16 protein-coding genes are annotated in these 17796 nt (G+C 47.8%); 2 read left to right on the top strand and 14 right to left on the bottom strand.

Translation table 11 applies throughout. From position 1 onward, the window contains the following. Window positions 1-168: 168 nt before the first annotated feature. The 9 genes from JWG88_RS20800 to JWG88_RS20760 form a co-directional block, all read right to left on the bottom strand. Window positions 169-858, bottom strand: a complete 690-nt coding sequence (locus JWG88_RS20800; RefSeq protein ID WP_205235730.1) for an NAD(P)H-dependent oxidoreductase — start codon at window positions 856-858, stop codon at window positions 169-171. Between the two features lie 173 nt (window positions 859-1031). After that, a complete protein-coding gene (dsrP, locus tag JWG88_RS20795) occupies window positions 1032-2207 on the bottom strand; it encodes a sulfate reduction electron transfer complex DsrMKJOP subunit DsrP (RefSeq protein WP_205235729.1) in 1176 nt (391 codons plus the stop codon). A gap of 7 nt (window positions 2208-2214) precedes the next feature. Beyond that, a complete protein-coding gene (dsrO, locus tag JWG88_RS20790; protein ID WP_205235728.1) occupies window positions 2215-3033 on the bottom strand; it encodes a sulfate reduction electron transfer complex DsrMKJOP subunit DsrO in 819 nt (272 codons plus the stop codon). Next, window positions 3033-3428: a sulfate reduction electron transfer complex DsrMKJOP subunit DsrJ gene (dsrJ, locus tag JWG88_RS20785; RefSeq protein ID WP_205235727.1), complete on the bottom strand. Its 396-nt coding sequence runs from the start codon at window positions 3426-3428 to the stop codon at window positions 3033-3035. Before dsrJ ends, dsrO begins: the two co-directional genes overlap by 1 nt. Before the next feature lie 24 nt (window positions 3429-3452). Next, window positions 3453-5084, bottom strand: a complete 1632-nt coding sequence (gene dsrK, locus JWG88_RS20780) for a sulfate reduction electron transfer complex DsrMKJOP subunit DsrK (protein WP_240194656.1) — start codon at window positions 5082-5084, stop codon at window positions 3453-3455. Between the two features lie 29 nt (window positions 5085-5113). Continuing rightward, entirely contained in the window at window positions 5114-6148 is a 1035-nt protein-coding gene (gene dsrM / locus JWG88_RS20775; RefSeq protein WP_205235726.1) for a sulfate reduction electron transfer complex DsrMKJOP subunit DsrM, read from the bottom strand. Between the two features lie 202 nt (window positions 6149-6350). Then, on the bottom strand, window positions 6351-6872 hold the full coding sequence (locus JWG88_RS20770; RefSeq protein WP_205235725.1) for an RsbRD N-terminal domain-containing protein: 522 nt from the start codon (window positions 6870-6872) through the stop codon (window positions 6351-6353). Between the two features lie 176 nt (window positions 6873-7048). Then, on the bottom strand, window positions 7049-9256 hold the full coding sequence (locus tag JWG88_RS20765; RefSeq protein ID WP_240194655.1) for a carboxy terminal-processing peptidase: 2208 nt from the start codon (window positions 9254-9256) through the stop codon (window positions 7049-7051). A 432-nt stretch (window positions 9257-9688) separates the two neighbouring features. Next, window positions 9689-10762: a TRAP transporter substrate-binding protein gene (locus JWG88_RS20760; RefSeq protein WP_205235724.1), complete on the bottom strand. Its 1074-nt coding sequence runs from the start codon at window positions 10760-10762 to the stop codon at window positions 9689-9691. A 273-nt stretch (window positions 10763-11035) separates the two neighbouring features. Between JWG88_RS20760 and JWG88_RS20755 the strand changes: the two genes are divergently transcribed. Next, entirely contained in the window at window positions 11036-11824 is a 789-nt protein-coding gene (locus tag JWG88_RS20755) for a HesA/MoeB/ThiF family protein (protein WP_205235723.1), read from the top strand. A gap of 74 nt (window positions 11825-11898) precedes the next feature. Here JWG88_RS20755 and hemA read toward each other — a convergent pair whose 3' ends face one another. From hemA to JWG88_RS20730, 5 genes are all read right to left on the bottom strand, one after another. Continuing rightward, window positions 11899-13185 (bottom strand): glutamyl-tRNA reductase, encoded by a 1287-nt coding sequence (hemA, locus tag JWG88_RS20750; protein ID WP_205235722.1) that lies wholly within the window; start codon window positions 13183-13185, stop codon window positions 11899-11901. Further along, window positions 13175-14005, bottom strand: a complete 831-nt coding sequence (gene ccsB / locus JWG88_RS20745; protein ID WP_205235721.1) for a c-type cytochrome biogenesis protein CcsB — start codon at window positions 14003-14005, stop codon at window positions 13175-13177. Before ccsB ends, hemA begins: the two co-directional genes overlap by 11 nt. Next, window positions 14002-14739, bottom strand: a complete 738-nt coding sequence (locus tag JWG88_RS20740; protein WP_205235720.1) for a precorrin-2 dehydrogenase/sirohydrochlorin ferrochelatase family protein — start codon at window positions 14737-14739, stop codon at window positions 14002-14004. Before JWG88_RS20740 ends, ccsB begins: the two co-directional genes overlap by 4 nt. Before the next feature lie 84 nt (window positions 14740-14823). Further along, window positions 14824-15630, bottom strand: a complete 807-nt coding sequence (locus tag JWG88_RS20735; protein ID WP_205235719.1) for an undecaprenyl-diphosphate phosphatase — start codon at window positions 15628-15630, stop codon at window positions 14824-14826. Between the two features lie 287 nt (window positions 15631-15917). Further along, a complete protein-coding gene (locus JWG88_RS20730; protein ID WP_205235718.1) occupies window positions 15918-16451 on the bottom strand; it encodes a TlpA disulfide reductase family protein in 534 nt (177 codons plus the stop codon). Between the two features lie 278 nt (window positions 16452-16729). Between JWG88_RS20730 and JWG88_RS20725 the strand changes: the two genes are divergently transcribed. Next, a complete protein-coding gene (locus JWG88_RS20725; protein ID WP_205235717.1) occupies window positions 16730-17755 on the top strand; it encodes a peptidylprolyl isomerase in 1026 nt (341 codons plus the stop codon). Window positions 17756-17796 lie beyond the last annotated feature (41 nt).

Here is a 17796-nt window from a genome sequence, read left to right as displayed (position 1 = left end):
TTGTAAGATACTAGGAGGCTGTCCGAGAATGACCTTTCTCCCGTATAATCGTTATTTCCAGAAATTAATGCTGGTAAAAACAATCATATGGTGTCCTTGATTTCCTGAAAATGCTCCGGAGTCTGCGCTTACCAGATCTGAGGAAAAAGCCTGTTCCCGGATAACCTCCTAATCCCTGCCCGGTTCTACATCCTTTATCACAACAGTCTTCATCTGCTCCAGTTCCTGCCGCTTTAAAGCAACACCATATTCAGCCCCCAATCTCTGTGCCAGATCAACCTGCTCCCTGGTATGACCGAATCTCGTATAATACCTGCCTATCCACGACCGTCCTAGATCTGGCGCCTTGCCAGCCAACTTGAGAAACACGCCTATGGTGCGCCAGGGCTCGGCTCCTGTATGTAAAAATATTATAGGTTGCAGCGTCACGGCTTTTCTCCTGGCAAGCATCAACCGTAACTGGAAGTAATGCATCCGCCAATACCCCCGGCAGGATATAAAAGGAATGACCGTCTTTCCCGAAAGGAGCATGCCGTATCTATCAAAAAAAGAAAAAACCGGTCCGCAGGGGCTATAGGACCATGTTGGTCCTGCAAGAATAACCACGTCCCAGCCATCAAAATCTTGCTGATCCAGGGGTTCGATCTCATAGCGACGATGAAAAAACGTTTCCACCATCATAATGATGGTCGACCATACCGATCCCAGTGGGAACGGCAGCTTTCTGGTGGTTTTCAGCTGTTGCCAGCCTACATCGACTCCGCTTTCGGCAAGACCTGCTGCAAAAGCCTGCAGCAGTTTCCTGGTTTGGCTGCTGTGCGAGAAATAAACAATGAGGGCTCGGTGTTTGGTCGTCACTTATTTTCCAAATAATGTATTTATCCGTGTTGCATGTGAAGTATGCATAAGAGTATACACAATTATCCAGAAATATTCATACGGGCTCCCATACGATTTTCTGTGCATTAAACAAAAAAAAGCCCCGGCAGAAACTGCCGGGGCTTTTTTTACTATTATAATTTATGTACCAGTTACGCTTCCACTTCGTGTTCTACTCCAATGGCAATCTTGTAGAGCACGGTCAGGATGAAGAAACCGGTGGCCCATATACCGAGAGTAACCCCTATTTCGTTGAGGGTCGGATAATATTCGTTAATTTCATGAAGCGGGCTGACAACCAGTCCACCCAGAACAAATCCAAGGCCTTTATCGAGATATAAGGAGATAAAAATCAAGGCGCAGGCTATGGCTATCAAAGAATCTGTGGCAAAATCCTTTATCTTCATATAGGCAAGAATTCCCAACCCGCCGAAGAGGAACAGAGTCGCGGCCCACATAAACGGCACCAGATTATTATAGACCTCACCGTGATGTTCCAGTCCGAAAAAGAGATACCGCAGCGAGTGAATGTGACCGGGTATCTGTGAATAATAGCCGACGAAGAACTCAAGAAGAACGAAGAAGGCATTAATGATGGCGGCATACATAATGATCGTGGTGATCTTATTTATCGCTTCCTTGCCTGCGTCGAAATTGGCAACCCGCTTCATGATCAGACACGCCAGGACAATAAGCGCAGGCCCTGCTGCGAAGGCCGAAGCGAGAAAGCGCGGTGCGGTAATCGCTGTCAACCAGAAGTGACGCCCGGGAAGTCCCATGTACAACATAGCGGTAACGGTATGGATGGAAACGGCGAAGGGTATCGACACATATACGAAAATATATACCCATTTCGGGGGCTTGACCTGTTTTCTTTCTGCTGTGAGAATTACCCAGCCACATATAACATTCAGCCCAAGATAGCCCAGCAACACAACCATATCCCAGAAAAGCATGGAATTCGGTGTGGGATGAAGCATCATATTCATACCACGGAGAGGTTGGCCGATGTCCGCCATGATGAACATAAGGCACATCAACAGCGCGGATATAGCCAAAAACTCACCAAGGATGGTGATACGGCCGAAGGCTTTGTAGTTATGAACATAATACGGCAGGACGAGCATTAATCCTCCCGCTGCAACACCTACCAGGAACGTAAACTGAGAAATATATAATCCCCAGGCAAGATCCCTCCCCATACCTGTAAGACCGAGACCCAGCATGAACTGTCTTAAATAGCAAACTGCTCCGATGGCTATAAACACGCCTAGTACGGCGAGCCACATCCAGTAAGCCGGTTTGCCTCTGAGCGCTTTTTCAATCATAACATCCTCACACTATATAAAAGATCGACGGTTTAGTTCCAAGGGAAGGCTTCCGTTGGATCGTATGTTCCTTATCCAGGATCTGACGAATCTCGGAATGAGGATCGTTCAGATCGCCAAAGACAAGTGCTCCTGTCTCTTTGACCGCCTCGACACAAGCGGGTTCAAGACCAAGTGCCAGCCTCTCCGAGCAAAAATTGCACTTCTCGACAACACCTCGTGTGCGGCTCGCGAAGTCAGGATTATATGCCTTTATGTGGTCCCGTGGATTAAACCAGTTGAAACTTCGTGCACCGTAAGGACAGCCCATCATGCAAAAACGACAGCCGATACACCTGTGATAGTCCATGGCCACGACGCCGTTTTCAAGTTTGAAAGTTGCCTTGGTTGGGCATACCCGTACACAGGGAGGATTATCGCAGTGATTGCAGAGTACGAGATAATCATTTTTTTCGGTTGTCTCTGAAATGTGATAGTTGGAATGCTCCGGGAAGGCATTTTCAAAGGGCGCCTTCCAGATCCATTTAATCTGATTCTTCGGATCTTCGAAATGCGGTACATTATGAACCTTATGACAGGCATCTATTGCCTTGTCCAGCAGTTCTGCATCACCGTAGAGCTTCCGCATATTTATAACCATACCGTATCTGATACCTGTGGGCTGAACCTCACTGCCGTGGGTATCCGTGTTTGCACCAGCTGCCGCACCATGCCCGTCTGCTGCAAAAGAAGGCGTGGATGTCAATTTGACAACCGCGGGGGCGCTGACGCCGGCAAGTGCTGTAGCGCCGGCAAATTTCAGGAATTTTCTTCGTTGCTTATCCATTAGAGCGTCTCCTTCGATGCTGCCTCTGTGGGGGTCAGATGACAATCCCAGCAGTATGGCTGTACAGATGTGTATTCGTGACAGGTGTCGCAGAACTTCTCTTTATTGCTATGGCACTGCATGCATGCCAATTGCAACCCTTTGCGATACTCTTTGCCGTCAACGGTGATGCTGACTCGTTCACCATCCCGTAGTACTTCGTCGCGCCATTCATTGAGCAGACTCATGTGAATATCTCTCATCTCCGAAGCCGGTCTAATGCATTTCTCTTCGCCGCCGGGAGGCAGTTCAGGTTTCGGCAGGGGACCTGCTTCGAGACCGTTGTACCAGATGGGTGAGGTAACAAGGGCGACGAATATTAACAGTCCGGCAATGATAGTTCCTTTGTTATACATTACTATACTCCTTTAAGTGCAGGATTAGACCAAGGTCCGAAGGCCTTCATCCAACTCCTCACCTCGTGTTTCACCTTCTTGTACAATTGCATTGCCGACAAGCTCAGATATACCGCATACACCAACACCCGGATTCCAATAGTCCATGAGTGAGGTAAGCGTCGCTCTGTCAATTGCGCAGACACAGGAAAGCATATTGACCGCATGTTTTTCCTGAACATATTTTACAGCATTGGCTCGAGGCAGACCTGCACGCATCCTGAGTTCCATGATTTCATCGGTGTTCAATCCTGTTCCCGAACCGCAGCAGAAAGTCTGCTCGCGGATGGTGTTCTCGGGCATCTCAACCCAATCGACAACATGATCAAGGATATAGCGGGGCTCGTCCATCAATCCCATGGCCCGTGCCGGGTTGCATGAGTCATGGTAGGTTGCCTTGAGATGACTGTTGCGGCTCTTATCGAGCTTAAGTTTGTTGTGCTTGATGAGATCGGCGGTAAACTCGCTGATATGCACCATCTTAGTGGAAGCGGCATTATTGAAAACCGTTCCTGTTATTGGTGAAACAGGCATTTCGAGAAAATCAGCAGGGCCGTTCATGGTATCCATATACTGATGGAGCACCCTCCACATGTGACCGCACTCACCGCCGATAATGTATTTTACGCCGAGACGCTCAGCTTCCGCGTACATCTTGGCGTTGAGTTTCTTCATGGTTTCATTGCTGGTGAACAGCCCGAAATTGCCACCCTCGGAAGCATAGGTCGACCAGGTATAATCAAGACCGATCGCTTCAAAGAGAATCATGTAGCCCATGGCGGTATAGAGTCCCGGTTCAGCGAAAACATCTGCCGATGGTGTTATAAAAAGGATCTCTGCACCCTTCCGGTTGAAGGTGACATTAGGTCTGACGCCGGTAAGATTCTCAACATCGTCCACCAGAAATTCGGCGTTATCCTTAAAAGTATGAGGTTGCAGTCCCATATGGTTACCGGTCCGGTTGGAGTTGGAAACCGGCTCCAGGATCCAGTTAATACCGATGCCGACCAGATGCAGCAGTTCGCGCAGCATCATGGTCACTTCAGCGGTATCGATTCCATAGGGGCAGAATACCGAACATCTTCGACATTCCGTGCACTGGTAGGAATACATGAACCATTCTTTGAGCACGCCCGCGGTCATCTCGCGATTCCCCAGCATCTTACCCATGATCTTCCCGGCAAGTGTAAAGTTATTGCGATAAACGGAACGCAGAAGCTCGGCACGCAGAACAGGCATATTTTTAGGATCGCCGGTGCCCAGAAAGAAGTGACATTTGTCGGCACATGCTCCGCAGCGCACGCAACAATCCATGAATATTTTCAGAGAACGGAATTTATCGAGCCTCTCCTTCAAACCATTGAGGATAATCTCCTCCCAGTTTTCAGGAAGTTTCCAGTCGTCGTCTTCCGGCGACCATTCTCTTGCATTCGGAAAATTCAGGCCTTTCTGACTGTTAAGATATTCAACCTTATCAGCCTTTGCAGGGTAAGCAAAATTCCCCGGCTTGAAAACGGCAGGGGTATCCATCCAGCCTCTGGCCGGTACTGCTCCGGTTACCAAGGATGGTCCCTGCACTACGCTTTTTGATAATTGTTCTAATTTTGGAACTGCCATCGTTGTTATCCTTATAAGCTAGTGTTGGATCAATTAATTACTTCTTCATCCTTTTGCGGAGGCAACTCTTTTTCTACAGGAATGCCGGCTTCAACCATATATTCCCTGAATTCATCCTCGTAGGCCGCATAGGAGTGCGGTTTTATCTCGGGGTCGTTCCAGGGATTAATATGACGAACCTCACGGCTGTTATTCTTCATATTTCTGGTCGGGCTGAGAAAAACACCGCCCAAGTGCATGAGTTTGCTATAAGGAAAGTAGATAAGAAGAACGCAGACAAGAAAGAGATGAATGTAGAAAATGGCTCCGATCTCAGTTGCGATTACCGGGCTAAAGGTCACCAGTCCTACTGCAAGCTGTTTTATAGTCACAATATCAATATCGGTACGCAGAAAATACCTCATCAAAATGCCGGTTACGGCAATGCCGAAGATAAGAACCAACGGAAAATAGTCGTTGACCAGAGATATGTAACGGATATTGGTGTTCCAGATACGCCTTCCAAAAAGATAGGCTACCGCCATCACCAACAGCACATCGGTCATATACCACGTTGGTGCCCCCACCTGAAAGATGCCGTCCCCGAACTCGAGCCAGGAGATCCATGCCGGTACAGGATTGAAAAACAGGCGCATATGCCGCAGCACTATCACGAGAAAGGAATAGTGAAAGATTAGACCAAAGAGCCACAACCATTTCGAAGATTCATAGGTAATTTTTGGACCGTCATACATCTTGGATTTGGTATTGCGAAAAAGAGATCTGAAGGTCAGCACTTCTAATGCCATTCGTGCGATGACTTCACTTGTGGTGTGAGGGGCTTCAAGCTTATTTCGCTTGATAAAATCCAATGATTTTGCCTGGCCACAGGTGGTCTGAATGGAAAAAGGAACCGGCGACTTGCCCCATCCGACGACTCTGTAGATAAAGCCACCCAAGAAAATCAACAATGCCAGATATGGTAATGCAACCCCAAACAGGTATGGCATCCCCGGTATCTGGGAACCTAGCCCTGCAATCACTATCAAACCTATGACTGCCAGGAATGAGAAGGCGTACTTCATTTCTTACCTCGCTTCAAATTAAAATCTAGTTTTAGGAAACCGGAAGGGAAAACTCCGCACCTTGTCATCTCACCCGGCAACCGGTTAATAACTCTCGATATTTCTATTGACTTCTATCCTTGCAATTCTTCAGGCCAGATCCCTGTTGGCGATGATATTCGAGGTGCACCATAGCAGAGATTTGATTCCGCTGAATAATAGACTATTTTTCTTTTTCCCTGTCCCGCAGCAATGCTGAAGGGCACCCGACGTCCGTATACATATTCCTGCCGGATTGTATCTCCGCTATCCTGACGGAATACAGTCTCTCACGACATTCCATATAGATGTCGAATGCCGCAAGTACTGCCATATCCACTGCGAAATCAAAATCATACAAATCCTTCACTAAATGGCAGCGCTCTTTGTCCGCGGCCAAAACATCTCGTGTAATATGTTTGACCGCATGAAAAGGTGAAACCGCCTGAGAAGGCGCAAATTCCTGAATCGCGCGGATGCGCATGATTTTTTCCAGTGGAGCGATAAACGTTTCCGGCTCTGCATTTTTCGCTAAAAGCAGAAAAAGCGCATCAAGCGCTTCTTTTGTAACTCCGCCGATGGGATTGGCAAATTTATCACCTTCCTTGCGGAAGAACTTGGAAGACTCGTAGGTTGACAAGGTGTAGTCTACCCACTGCCCAACTATTTTTTCCCTGTAATTCCTGAATGCTTCTGCTAGATCCATTGTTCAACAACCTATTTAAATCATGGAATCATTCACAATTGATGACACATCCAGAATGAATGACCATTCACAAAGGCGCATTTTTAGCATCTTTTAGTGGGTTTTTCAAGCACTATCTTCCGCCCTCGGTTATGTGCGAATTGTGCTTAGCGGAGATAAATCGGCTGCGGTAGAATTCAATTTTTCGAGAGGATATCATCAATTACCCTGATAGCCTCACCTATATACGCATCCTCTTTCAGTTCATTCAGCATTTCGGTTTCATCTTTTTCAGACTGGTCCTCATCGGGATCTAATGACTCAAACTCTTCATCCTGTCCCTGCTGATAATTCTGAAAGTGTTCGCCAACCGTCTCTCTGGCTCTGATGGATTCCTCACGCTCCCGCTTCATGTCTTCCATTTTCAGAGATATCTGTGTATTTTCAACACGTTCTTTCGTTTTCAGAGCCTCTTCAGCGATGATTTTCAATCCTTCTTCCTGTCCTATCCTGGCGCTGCTCTTTGTCTGAATCTTTTTCAGATCGATTCCCCCGGTGGCATAAGGGAAATACGGGACGGGGGACACATGATCCCAAGGCAATGAGTAGTCAAGATATTGTTCGCCGGACTTCAAGTGCTCATAGAGACTCGGCAGAACCACATCCGGCTCCACTCCGCGAAACTGGGTCGAACCTCCATTTATTCTATAAAATTTCTGGATGGTAACCTTCATCGCGCCAAGATCATCATAACTTCTTAAATTCAAAAGCGGGATGTTTTCGTTCATATCGATAATGGTCTGTACCGTTCCCTTGCCATGAGTGTGTTTTCCTCCGACGATAACCGCTCGTCCATAATCCTGCAGGGCGGCGGCAAGAATTTCAGATGCGGAGGCAGAGAAGAGATTGACAAGCACCACAAGCGGACCGTCATAGACCAGTTCTTCGTCTTCATCATTGAGAACTTTGCGGGTCCCGAAACTGTTTTTTACCTGTACTACCGGCCCCGACTTAAGGAAAAGTCCAGTAATATCAACTGCATCTACTAAAGATCCGCCACCGTTATCCCTGAGATCAAGAATAAGTCCGGAGACATTCTCTTTTGTCATATCACGCAGGGCTTCCCGTGTATCGTCCGTTGAATTCCTGGCAACTTTCCCATTGCGGGACATCTCAAAGTCTCTATAAAAACTTGGGATTTTGATATAACCTATCTTGCCGCCTTCATTTGACTCCAGAACATGGCTCTTAACAAAGGTTTCCTCTATCTGAACCACGTCACGGATGATAGGGACAACCTCGACCACCCCATCCGGTTTTTTAATCGTCAAACGAACCTCGGTGCCCTTCGGTCCGCGGATGAGGCGAACGGCATCCCTTAAACGCATATCGGTTACCTCGACAGGCTCATCATCTCCTTCGGCCACCTCCAGCACGATATCCTCGGCGGCCAGACCGCCCTGCCTGGCGGAGGCACTGCCGGGTATAATGCGGACAATCTTGATAAAGCCGTCTTCCTCACGCAGCAGCGCCCCTATTCCTTCAAGGCTGCCCCGCATATGGATATCGAAGTCTTCCTTTTTCGAGGGCGGCATATAATTGGTATGCGGATCAAAAGCTCTGGTGATGGCATTAAAATAACGGTCATAATGATCCTGCAGATTCTCCTGATTGAGCCGGGTAAAGAACTGGCCGTTGCGGCTGTCGACCTTTTCCTTGGCTTGCCTCCACAGTTCCGCGTCCTTTACCTTTTCGCCCTTCTCTTTCTGCTCTTCAAGCAGGACCAGATATCGGGAAATTACCTGAGCCTTGAGAATTTTACGCCAGCGCTCACGAAGTTCTTTCTCGTCAACGGCATAGTCAAGTTTTTCAGGGTCGGTTTCATAGACTTCCTCCTTCGCGGTGTCGAAATCTCCGGTCATAATGTCCGCTGCAATCTTTTTCACCTGCTCTATGCGTCTGGACAGCAGATCATAACCGACATCGGGCAGGGTAATGTTGCCGCTTTTCAGATTATCGTCAATCAGCAAAGCATACTTCCCGAGTTCCTCGATATCTTCTTTTAAAAGAAAACGTTTCTGGTAATCGAGTTGTTTAAGAAAGAGATCAAATGCAGCCTGGGAAAGCTCGTTATCCACCTTTTTGTCACTGAAGTGAAGTGAAGGCAGCTGCTTATAGAGCATATAACCGATAAGCTGGTTTCTTTTCTGATCGACTCCATTTTCAGCAAAGGAAAATGTAGCGGCAAGAAACAGCGCCAGGCAAGCCACTGAAGTTGTTTTGATTTGTTTTATAATAGTCATGGTATATTTAATGGAAAAAGAACATCTTTCGCTGTAATAATTTGGACTGGAGAATGTCCGGCTTTTCAGAAAGACATAACAGAAGAGCCGTACAAATACCATGATAATTAACCACTCCTGGTGAAAATAACAAGCGATATATTATCGAACTGTGAAGAGACAATCGCGGCGGGTTCCGTCGCCGGAACCTGCAAATCCGAGCCTTGAGCACCCCCTCCCGGGAGGGATGTGTCCTTCAGTCAGAGGTCCGTGGAACATCGAGGAAAATCGATGGTTATGGAATCACAGATGATACACTATCAGATAGTCAGGATAGACAGAGCTATTTCTTGCGGTGCTCCACAAAAAGGTTGGAAAAGTATCCGGATCATTTAAAATCCAAAAAGATCGGCTCCGACTAATTAAGAGAACCCGGCTGAGCTGGATAAGAACCTTTAAGCAGATTATTTTCTCGCAAAAAAATGACGAGAAAACAATCTGCAAGGTCTAAGGCAGGAAGTATTGGTTTTGCAACTACCTGATCAGTTTTAATCTTTATTCTTCCACGACATCATACGCCTCCAGATAGTACTGCTCCGAGACTTTCGTCCACTTGCGCGCTACATCCAGATAAGCCTTACGGGATTCATAGACTTCCTTGAATTCCTCATTTTCTGCAGCATATCCTGCCAGGACCTCATCGGTTGCCTGTTTCATTGCTTTCAGGACCGGATCGGGAAATGTCATTATTTTGATGTCAGGATATTCCCTTTTCATCTGGTCCCAGGCTTTGGCATTGACTTCAAAATTGGCAGCTGTCATTCTGATGACTACTGCCTCCATGGCTGTTTTCAGAACAGCCTGATATTCTGGCGACAGTTCTTCATAAGCCTTCTTGTTTACCAGAAACTGCAGCTCGGAAGCGGGCTCGTGCCAGCCGGCATAATAGTATGGTGCTATTTTATGAAAACCCATCTTGATATCCATTCCCGGGCCGACCCACTCGAGGGCATCGATAGTTCCCAGCTCGAGTGCGGTATACAGCTCGCCTGGCGCTATATTGGTCACATTGACACCAAGTTTGGCAAAGACCTCTCCGGCAAGACCGGGAATTCGCATTTTCAGCCCCTGCAGATCCTGAAGAGATTTGATCTCTTTGGCGAACCAGCCGCCCATCTGGACACCGGTATTTCCTCCCGGGAACGAATAGACATCGAACTTGCTATAGACTTTCTGCATCAGATCGAGGCCGCCGCCATAGTAAAACCAGGCATATTGCTCTGAAGCTGTCATACTGAAGGGCGCTGTGGTAAAAAAGGTGGTGGTGACATCCTTGCCCTTCCAATAGTAGGAGGCGCTATGTCCCATCTGATACTGGCCGCCCTTGACCATATCCAGGATGCCGAGCGGTGCCTTATGTTTTTCGGCTCCCTCGATACGTATCTCAAAGTTTCCACCGGTCATATCGCTGACCATCTTCGCCAGCCAGGGACCTGAATTTGAAAGCGGGGTTAAGGTGCTTGACCAGGTCATGGCAAATTTCCAGCGGACTTTCTCCGCGGCAAGAACAGGCGTGGCAATCACCAGCAGAATTGCGACGCATAGAGCAGTACGGACAAAATTTTTCATGTAGTATTCCTCCAGATAATAAGTTTGCTTATTGAAGATTTGTTCCGGTCTCGGGGGAACCAGGCTTGCCGGCACAAACCCGAAGATGAGCAGTCTGCATTTAAGTAATACCTTGAAAACATTAAAGCAAGAAGCTTCCAATAATGCTATAGAAACTGGACTTGAAAACTGTTCCATTCTTATTTTTATTGATCCCGGCGCGGTGGTAGTCTACATTTCCGCTAGCACTACTAGCGATTAAAAAGGAACCTGAATGCAGATAAGGATAGACCCATGGATTTTAATGATGCACAGCTGGAGCGCTATTCACGCCATTTAATACTTAAAGACATCGGTATAGAAGGACAGCGGAAAATTGCCGAAGCAAAAATCCTGGTTATCGGCGCGGGCGGGCTGGGATCTCCGGCACTCTTATATCTGGCGGCAGCCGGTGTCGGCACAATCGGTATCGCCGACGGTGATTCGGTTGATCTGAGCAATCTGCAGAGGCAGATCATTCATGCCAGCGAAGATATCGGCAGGCCCAAGGTTGATTCGGCAAAAGAAAAGATACACCGGCTCAATCCGGACGTCGACGTCTCCGTCCACCGTGAAATGCTGGATGCCGACAATATCATGGATATCGTCAGGGACTATGATTTTGTCATTGACGGCACCGATAATTTTCCGGCAAAATTCCTGGTGAACGACGCCTGCGTCCTCTCCGGAGTGCCTTATTCACATGGAGGCATATTGCGTTTTGACGGACAGACCTTCACCATCCAACCGAAGCAATCGGCCTGTTACCGCTGCATTTTCAAGAAACCACCGCCAACCGGTGCCGTGCCGGCCTCAAGCCAGACAGGGGTTATCGGCGTGGCAGCCGGAATCATAGGGACACTGCAGGCCAATGAAGCGATCAAATTCGTGCTTGGCAAAGGAGAACTGCTCACCAACAGGCTCCTCACCTTCAATGCCCTCAATACGAAATTCCGGGAAGTTACACTCAGGAAAAATGCCAATTGCCCCGTTTGCGGAACAGAAGAGATGAAGGGCCTCCGGGATAAGATGGCGTTGCCATAAGCACCCATATAAACTCTGACTTCAAGAAAACTTCCCCGCGCTGGATTTCTCCTTTTCAATCTCATCTCAGCATATCACGGTTTATTACTTTTTCCATCCTCCAGCTTGAAAATATTGCGCAAATTGTAGACCTTTTTTTCATTACTTCGTTCGCAGTCATTGTTCTTCAGATACTGCAGCGGATCGTGGAGCATTTTGGCAGCAATTGCCCGGGTCATTTTTTCCAGGTTTCTGCGTTCCCCGGCACTCAGATCCGGCATTTTGCCATAGGTCCGTTCCAACTCCTCCCTGCAGATTTTCTCAATCTTGTGGTGCATCGCCCGTATGGTTGGAGCAATCGTCATGCCCTCCCGCCATCGCTGGAATTTCAGAGATTCTTCATCGACGATACGGCGGGCCTTGACGGCTTCCTTATCACGCTCCGACTTGTTCATCTCCACAACACTTACCAAGTCATCGATGTCATAGAGAAAAACGTTATCAAGATCTATCAGTTTGGGATCCAGATCACGGGGGACGGCAATGTCTATAAAAAAGAGGGGACGGTTTCTTCTGGAGCGCATAACCCCCTTGACATCATCCTTGCTAATGATAATTTCCGTCGCTCCTGTTGAACTGATGATGATATCGACATATTCCAGCTGATTCCTGAGCTCTTCCAGTGAGACGGCTTTGCCGTTGAATCGTTTCGCCAGATCGAGCGCCCGGGAAAATGTGCGGTTGGCAACCACCACTCCGCCGACACCCTGCCCCACAAGATGTTCCGCAGCAAGCTCCGCCATCTCGCCTGCACCTATAAGAAGCACCTTTTTCCCCTTGAGACCGCCGAAGATCTTTTTCGCCAGTTGCACTGCGGCATAACTGATGGAAACAGCCGATGCGCCGATGCCGGTCTCGCTGCGCACCCGTTTGGCTACGGAAAACGACTTATGCAGAAGCTTATTGAGCAGAGCACCGGTACAGTTGAGGCCGGCGGCATGACGATAGGCTTCCTTGAGTTGCCCGAGAATCTGCGCTTCACCTACTATCATTGAATCAAGACTGGCGGCAACCATAAAGAAATGGTGAACGGCCTCGTCGTCGTGATAGACATAGAGGTATTCCCGGCTTTTTTCCCGGGAGACCTTTTCCTCGAAAAGATAATCGATTATCTTATTTTCAAGTTCTGCCACTGAATCGGTCACCAGCAGCAACTCTACCCTGTTGCAGGTTGAGAGCAGATAGCATTCCTTGCATCCCTTAATCGATTTTAACTGCAGAAGCGGTTGTTCGTAACCACCCGTGAGCGCCATTTTTTCCCGTATGTGCACTGGAGTGGTTTTATGGTTAACTCCCAGAAGGAGTATTTTCTCACCGGGCATTGAAATGATCCCCTCCCAGGAGATATGTGACACCCCAGAGGGTGAAAATTACTGAGCAGAATCCTATTATCGCCATTATGGCGGCTTTTTTGCCGCGCCAGCCGACAGTAAGACGCTGATGAAACTGGATCAGGTAGATAAACCAAGTGATGATCGTCCAGACTTCCTTGGGATCCCAGCGCCAGTAGCTTCCCAGAACCTGCCTGGCCCAGATGGTACCAGTGACTATACCGAGGGTCAGGAAAATGAATCCTGTAGTGAGACAATGGGTATTAAGCTGATCCAGTGCGTCCAGTGAGGGCAGCCGTGAATAGAAGTAGCCGAACCTCTTGCTCTTCAACTCCCATTCCTGCACAAGGTACATAAGCGCGCCGATAAAGGCGAGGCCAAGAAAGGCATAGGCAAAAATGGTAATCCCTGCATGGACAGGCAGCCACCAGCTTTTGAGCACCGGCAGCAGCGGATTGATGTCCTTTGATACCATCGCGGAAATGAGAACCAGGACAGTAATGAGCATCGAGGTAAAGGTACCGAAATTCTTGACGGTGTAACGCCAGCGAAAAGACAGGTATGCCCACGTTAGAGCCCAGACAAAGAAGAAAACGGATTCATGCTCGCTGGTTATCGGAGTGTGTCCGGTAAGGATATAGCGGGTGATTATATACAGTGTCTGCAGAATTCCCGAGAGAACAAGGACATTTCTGGCGATTGTACGGATTTTTTCCTTCTGGTTGACAAAAAAGACCAGATAGAGGGCGGTAGAACTGACGGTGACCACAATAATAGCCTGGAACAGCAGATAATTAATTTCAGAAATCATTGTTCGCTATCTGGTTGTTGTTTGCAAGGACAAGGCATATCCTGCCCCGAAGAAGATGTTGCCGAGGGGGCTTGTATGGCGGCCATCACGTCATCAACATCCATGTTCTCAGGCAAAATCGTCCTCAGTTCTTTTTGCAGAGCGAACCAGTCCTGTTGACGTATCTGCGCTGCAATATCTAGCTGGAGAAGTTTTTCGAACACTGCCTTATGAGATTCCTGGGTGTTGCCGTCGCTAATAATTTTTCCCCTGACATACGACATCAATTCGATAAATTGCTGGTATTCCGGCCCGTATTCCTTCTCAAGCTTTTTACGCAGTTTTGAGGCAAGAGCGGGACTGCCGCCTCCGGTGGACACTGTAAGTAAAAATTTTCCGCGACGCACTTTGGCCGGAACCTGGAAAGTGCAGGCTTCGGGCTGGCTAGCGCTGTTGACCAGGATGGATTTCTCCCGCGCCTCGTCCACAATAGCCTGCTGAACAGCCCTGCTGCCTGTCGCCGCAAAAACCAGGAAAGCTCCGTCCATATCGCCCCTCTGATACGATCTCCGCAACCAGGTAATTTTCCCCGCCTCGGCCCTTTCTTCTATAACCGGAAGAACTTCAGGGCTGATAACGGAAACAGCGGCGCCGCAGGAGACAAGAGCATCAATCTTCCTGGCTGCAACTTCACCGCCGCCGAAAATCAGACAGATTCTGTTCTGTAAATCGAGGTTAACGGGATAAAGGTTCATATCTGAATAGTCTCTTATCTAGTGTCCCTGGACAGACACTACCTGACTTTAGCTGAGGACTTCCGGCGTATTCACCTGCCTGGACTATGTAATGTAAAGGTACAGCATTCCAGCCAGGCTGAGAGCCAGACAATAATACCCAAACCATTGTAATCTATTTTTCCGAACAATATCAAGCAGCAAAACAATTGCATAATATCCGGAAACGGCAGCAGCCACTGTTCCGGCAGCGATGCCGGCCATTGATTCCAAAGGTGGTGGACTGCCGACAAGATCCTCGAGATGCAGCACCATGGCGCCCAGAATCGCCGGAATGGACATGATAAAGGAGAACCGGGCCACAACCTGTCTGTCTATCCCCAACGCCATGCCGGCAAAGATTGTCGAACCGGAGCGTGACATACCGGGCAGAATAGCCAGGGCCTGGGCGCAACCAATCAAAAAGGCGTGTCTGCCCTGCAGAGGTATATTCCTAAGCCGCAGATATTTACTGGCAATCATCAATATTCCGGTGATACCGAGCATCACAAAAACCAGCAGCAGGTTAGAAAAGATACTCTCTATAGAGTCTTTGAGAAATAAGCCTACAATTATCGCAGGAATAAGCGATATGACGACAAAGACATTCCACCTGAGGCCCAACTGGACTCTTTCGCTGCGCTCTCCCGCCATATACTGAAAGGGCGCCGCAATCATCTCCATAATTTCGCTGCGAAAGACCAGTAGCACTGCAAGAAGAGACCCCAGGTGAAGAAAGACATCGAAAGCAACACCTTTTCCCTGAAAAGCAAGGAGCTCCGAGCCGATGACAAGATGCCCCGAACTGGAAATCGGCAAAAATTCCGTAAGACCCTGGACTATGCCAAGCACCACCGCTTTGAGTAACTCCATTTATCTCAAACTCTCTTTTGTTGTCTCTGCTGAGTGAATCGTTTTCCTGCATAAAGGAAAAAAGGTTCGAGGCACCAACCCGGCTGAGCCGGAAGCGCCTTGTGGGCATATGTAAACTCTTTGCTTTTTAAGTTCTCTTTTATCCGTCTTCTCGATTTTACGACATAGTTTCAGGAGAGGCACTAGTGGACGGTTCAAGGCTGAATCGGGGAAAAAACACCCCGCGCTCTTGTCATATTAACCATCAACAGAAAAAAGTGATTCGTGTTGACCCTATCGACGCATCTCTATAGTATTTTTTTCAGGTCTTTTTCAAGAACAGATTGAGGAATATATCCGGTGTACTTCTTAACGACATTGCCTTCTTTGTTAACCAGAAAGGAAACGGGAATCCCATATACTCCGCCGAAATCCTGCATAGTCCGGGCATCCGCCAGAGCTACCGGATAATTGATGGATTTCTTGTCTACAAATTTTCTGACAACTGCGGCACCACCCTGATCAACCGAGAATCCTATAACGGAAAAATCTGCCCTGCCGTATTTTTCCTGAAGCTTGATAAGGGTTGGTACCTCTTCCATACATGGCGGACACCATGTCGCAAAAAAGGTGAGGAGAAGCGCCTTGCCTTCAAAGGAGCTGCTGCTGATAGTATTTTCATTAAGTATATTGGGCAGGGCAAAATCGGGCATTTTGGTAGCACCCGATGCGGTGGTTGAATAGAGTAATGCCAACCCAATGAAGACCACCTGCAGAAATGCACTTTTCCTGATCCTACCGCTGCTGGATAAACAAAAACTATGTTTTGGGGAATTCAACATCTTTTCCTCGCTAAATATATTATATCAATAATGCAGACCACGTCCTCATATCGTAGTGCCGCTTTTTCAGGGAGTCAATCATTTATAGCCCTTGCCGGCTCTTTTGAGTACTCTTCTTCTTTTTTATTACCATGCCGGGATCAGCTCAGCCAGTCATATTCAGTGATGAGAAGCAAGAAAATGTTTTCAGATTTGGTGAACAAATGGTAAATACTTGATACACTGATTGGAACTTCCACACAAAGACCACAGATAATTCTGCAACCTCAGGTACTTATATGACCTTTAAAATGTTTCACAGCCCCATGACCGCAATACCGGCACTCCTCTTCACAATCCTGATGCTCTTCCCTCATGGAATTGCCAAAGCGCAACTGGTTGATCGCGTTGTCGCCGTAGTAAATGACGATATCATCACTCTTACGGAGTTACAGGAAAACGGTAGAGAATTTCTAGAGAAGATACAAGAGTCGGTCCCAGAGGATCAGCGCCGACAAGCACTGCGAGAAGCACAGGAAAGAATTCTGGCCAAACTGATCGACCAGCACCTGATTTCCCAGGAGGCGGCAAAGGTCAATATAGATTTATCCGATGCTGAATTCGAACAGAGTTTTGCCAGAAACCTGGAAAAAATGGGAGTGACGCGTCAGGAACTTCTCGCCAAGCTGAAAGCCTCCGGTCTTTCAGAAGAAAAATACATGGAAGATCAGCGCAATCAACTCCTCCGTGATAAACTCATCCTCTACGAGGTTCGCTCCAAAATCATTATCACCGATGAAATGATCAGGGAATATTACGCCGCCGAATACGCAGAGGAACTTCAGGACGGTGGCTACTATCTTCTGCAGATGGGTTTTACCTGGGGAGATTCCGAGGAGATGCGGCAATCACCAGGCTTGTTGATGGCAGATAAGGCACGTGCACGCAGGGAGGCTGTAGAAACTCGGCAGCAGCTTTTGGACGGAGCCGATTTTGCCGAACTTGCCAGACAGAAGTCTGATCTGCCATCCGCTGTCGATGGCGGCGACATAGGAATCTTTCAGGAAGACGAGATGGCCTTAACAATGCGCGAGGCAGTGGTCAAACTGAAGGCGGGAGAAATCACTCCTGTGCTGGAAACGCAAAATACCTTCCAGATCTTCAAGCTGCTTTCCCGACGCCAGGGAGAGGTAGTGCAACAGGTTCCTTTTGAGACTGTGAAAGAAGAAATTCGCAAAAAGCTTTTTGAAAGCGAGTTCAATAAGGAATACAGGAAATGGATTGAAGAAATGAAAAAGGCCGCATATGTAAAAAAGATGTTATAAAGAAAAGACAGGAGGTTTCATCCCTTTCATTTTCATCTGAT

Origin of the sequence: Desulfopila inferna (assembly GCF_016919005.1) — a bacterium.
GTDB classification, from domain to species: domain Bacteria; phylum Desulfobacterota; class Desulfobulbia; order Desulfobulbales; family Desulfocapsaceae; genus Desulfopila_A; species Desulfopila_A inferna.
Note: the sequence above shows the minus strand (reverse complement) of the source record. Positions and strands in the feature narration are given on the sequence as shown.

Bases quoted from the DNA above. Each gene is read 5' to 3' on its own strand.
- JWG88_RS20760 (WP_205235724.1), bottom strand. From the start codon at position 10,762: ATGAAAAATTTTGTCCGTACTGCTCTATGCGTCGCAATTCTGCTGGTG.
- ccsB (WP_205235721.1), bottom strand. From the start codon at position 14,005: ATGATTTCTGAAATTAATTATCTGCTGTTCCAGGCTATTATTGTGGTC.
- JWG88_RS20725 (WP_205235717.1), top strand. From the start codon at position 16,730: ATGACCTTTAAAATGTTTCACAGCCCCATGACCGCAATACCGGCACTC.
- dsrO (WP_205235728.1), bottom strand. From the start codon at position 3,033: ATGGATAAGCAACGAAGAAAATTCCTGAAATTTGCCGGCGCTACAGCA.
- JWG88_RS20730 (WP_205235718.1), bottom strand. From the start codon at position 16,451: ATGTTGAATTCCCCAAAACATAGTTTTTGTTTATCCAGCAGCGGTAGG.
- JWG88_RS20735 (WP_205235719.1), bottom strand. From the start codon at position 15,630: ATGGAGTTACTCAAAGCGGTGGTGCTTGGCATAGTCCAGGGTCTTACG.
- hemA (WP_205235722.1), bottom strand. From the start codon at position 13,185: ATGCCCGGTGAGAAAATACTCCTTCTGGGAGTTAACCATAAAACCACT.
- dsrJ (WP_205235727.1), bottom strand. From the start codon at position 3,428: ATGTATAACAAAGGAACTATCATTGCCGGACTGTTAATATTCGTCGCC.
- JWG88_RS20740 (WP_205235720.1), bottom strand. From the start codon at position 14,739: ATGAACCTTTATCCCGTTAACCTCGATTTACAGAACAGAATCTGTCTG.
- dsrP (WP_205235729.1), bottom strand. From the start codon at position 2,207: ATGATTGAAAAAGCGCTCAGAGGCAAACCGGCTTACTGGATGTGGCTC.
- JWG88_RS20770 (WP_205235725.1), bottom strand. From the start codon at position 6,872: ATGGATCTAGCAGAAGCATTCAGGAATTACAGGGAAAAAATAGTTGGG.
- JWG88_RS20765 (WP_240194655.1), bottom strand. From the start codon at position 9,256: ATGGTATTTGTACGGCTCTTCTGTTATGTCTTTCTGAAAAGCCGGACA.
- dsrK (WP_240194656.1), bottom strand. From the start codon at position 5,084: ATGGCAGTTCCAAAATTAGAACAATTATCAAAAAGCGTAGTGCAGGGA.
- dsrM (WP_205235726.1), bottom strand. From the start codon at position 6,148: ATGAAGTACGCCTTCTCATTCCTGGCAGTCATAGGTTTGATAGTGATT.
- JWG88_RS20755 (WP_205235723.1), top strand. From the start codon at position 11,036: ATGGATTTTAATGATGCACAGCTGGAGCGCTATTCACGCCATTTAATA.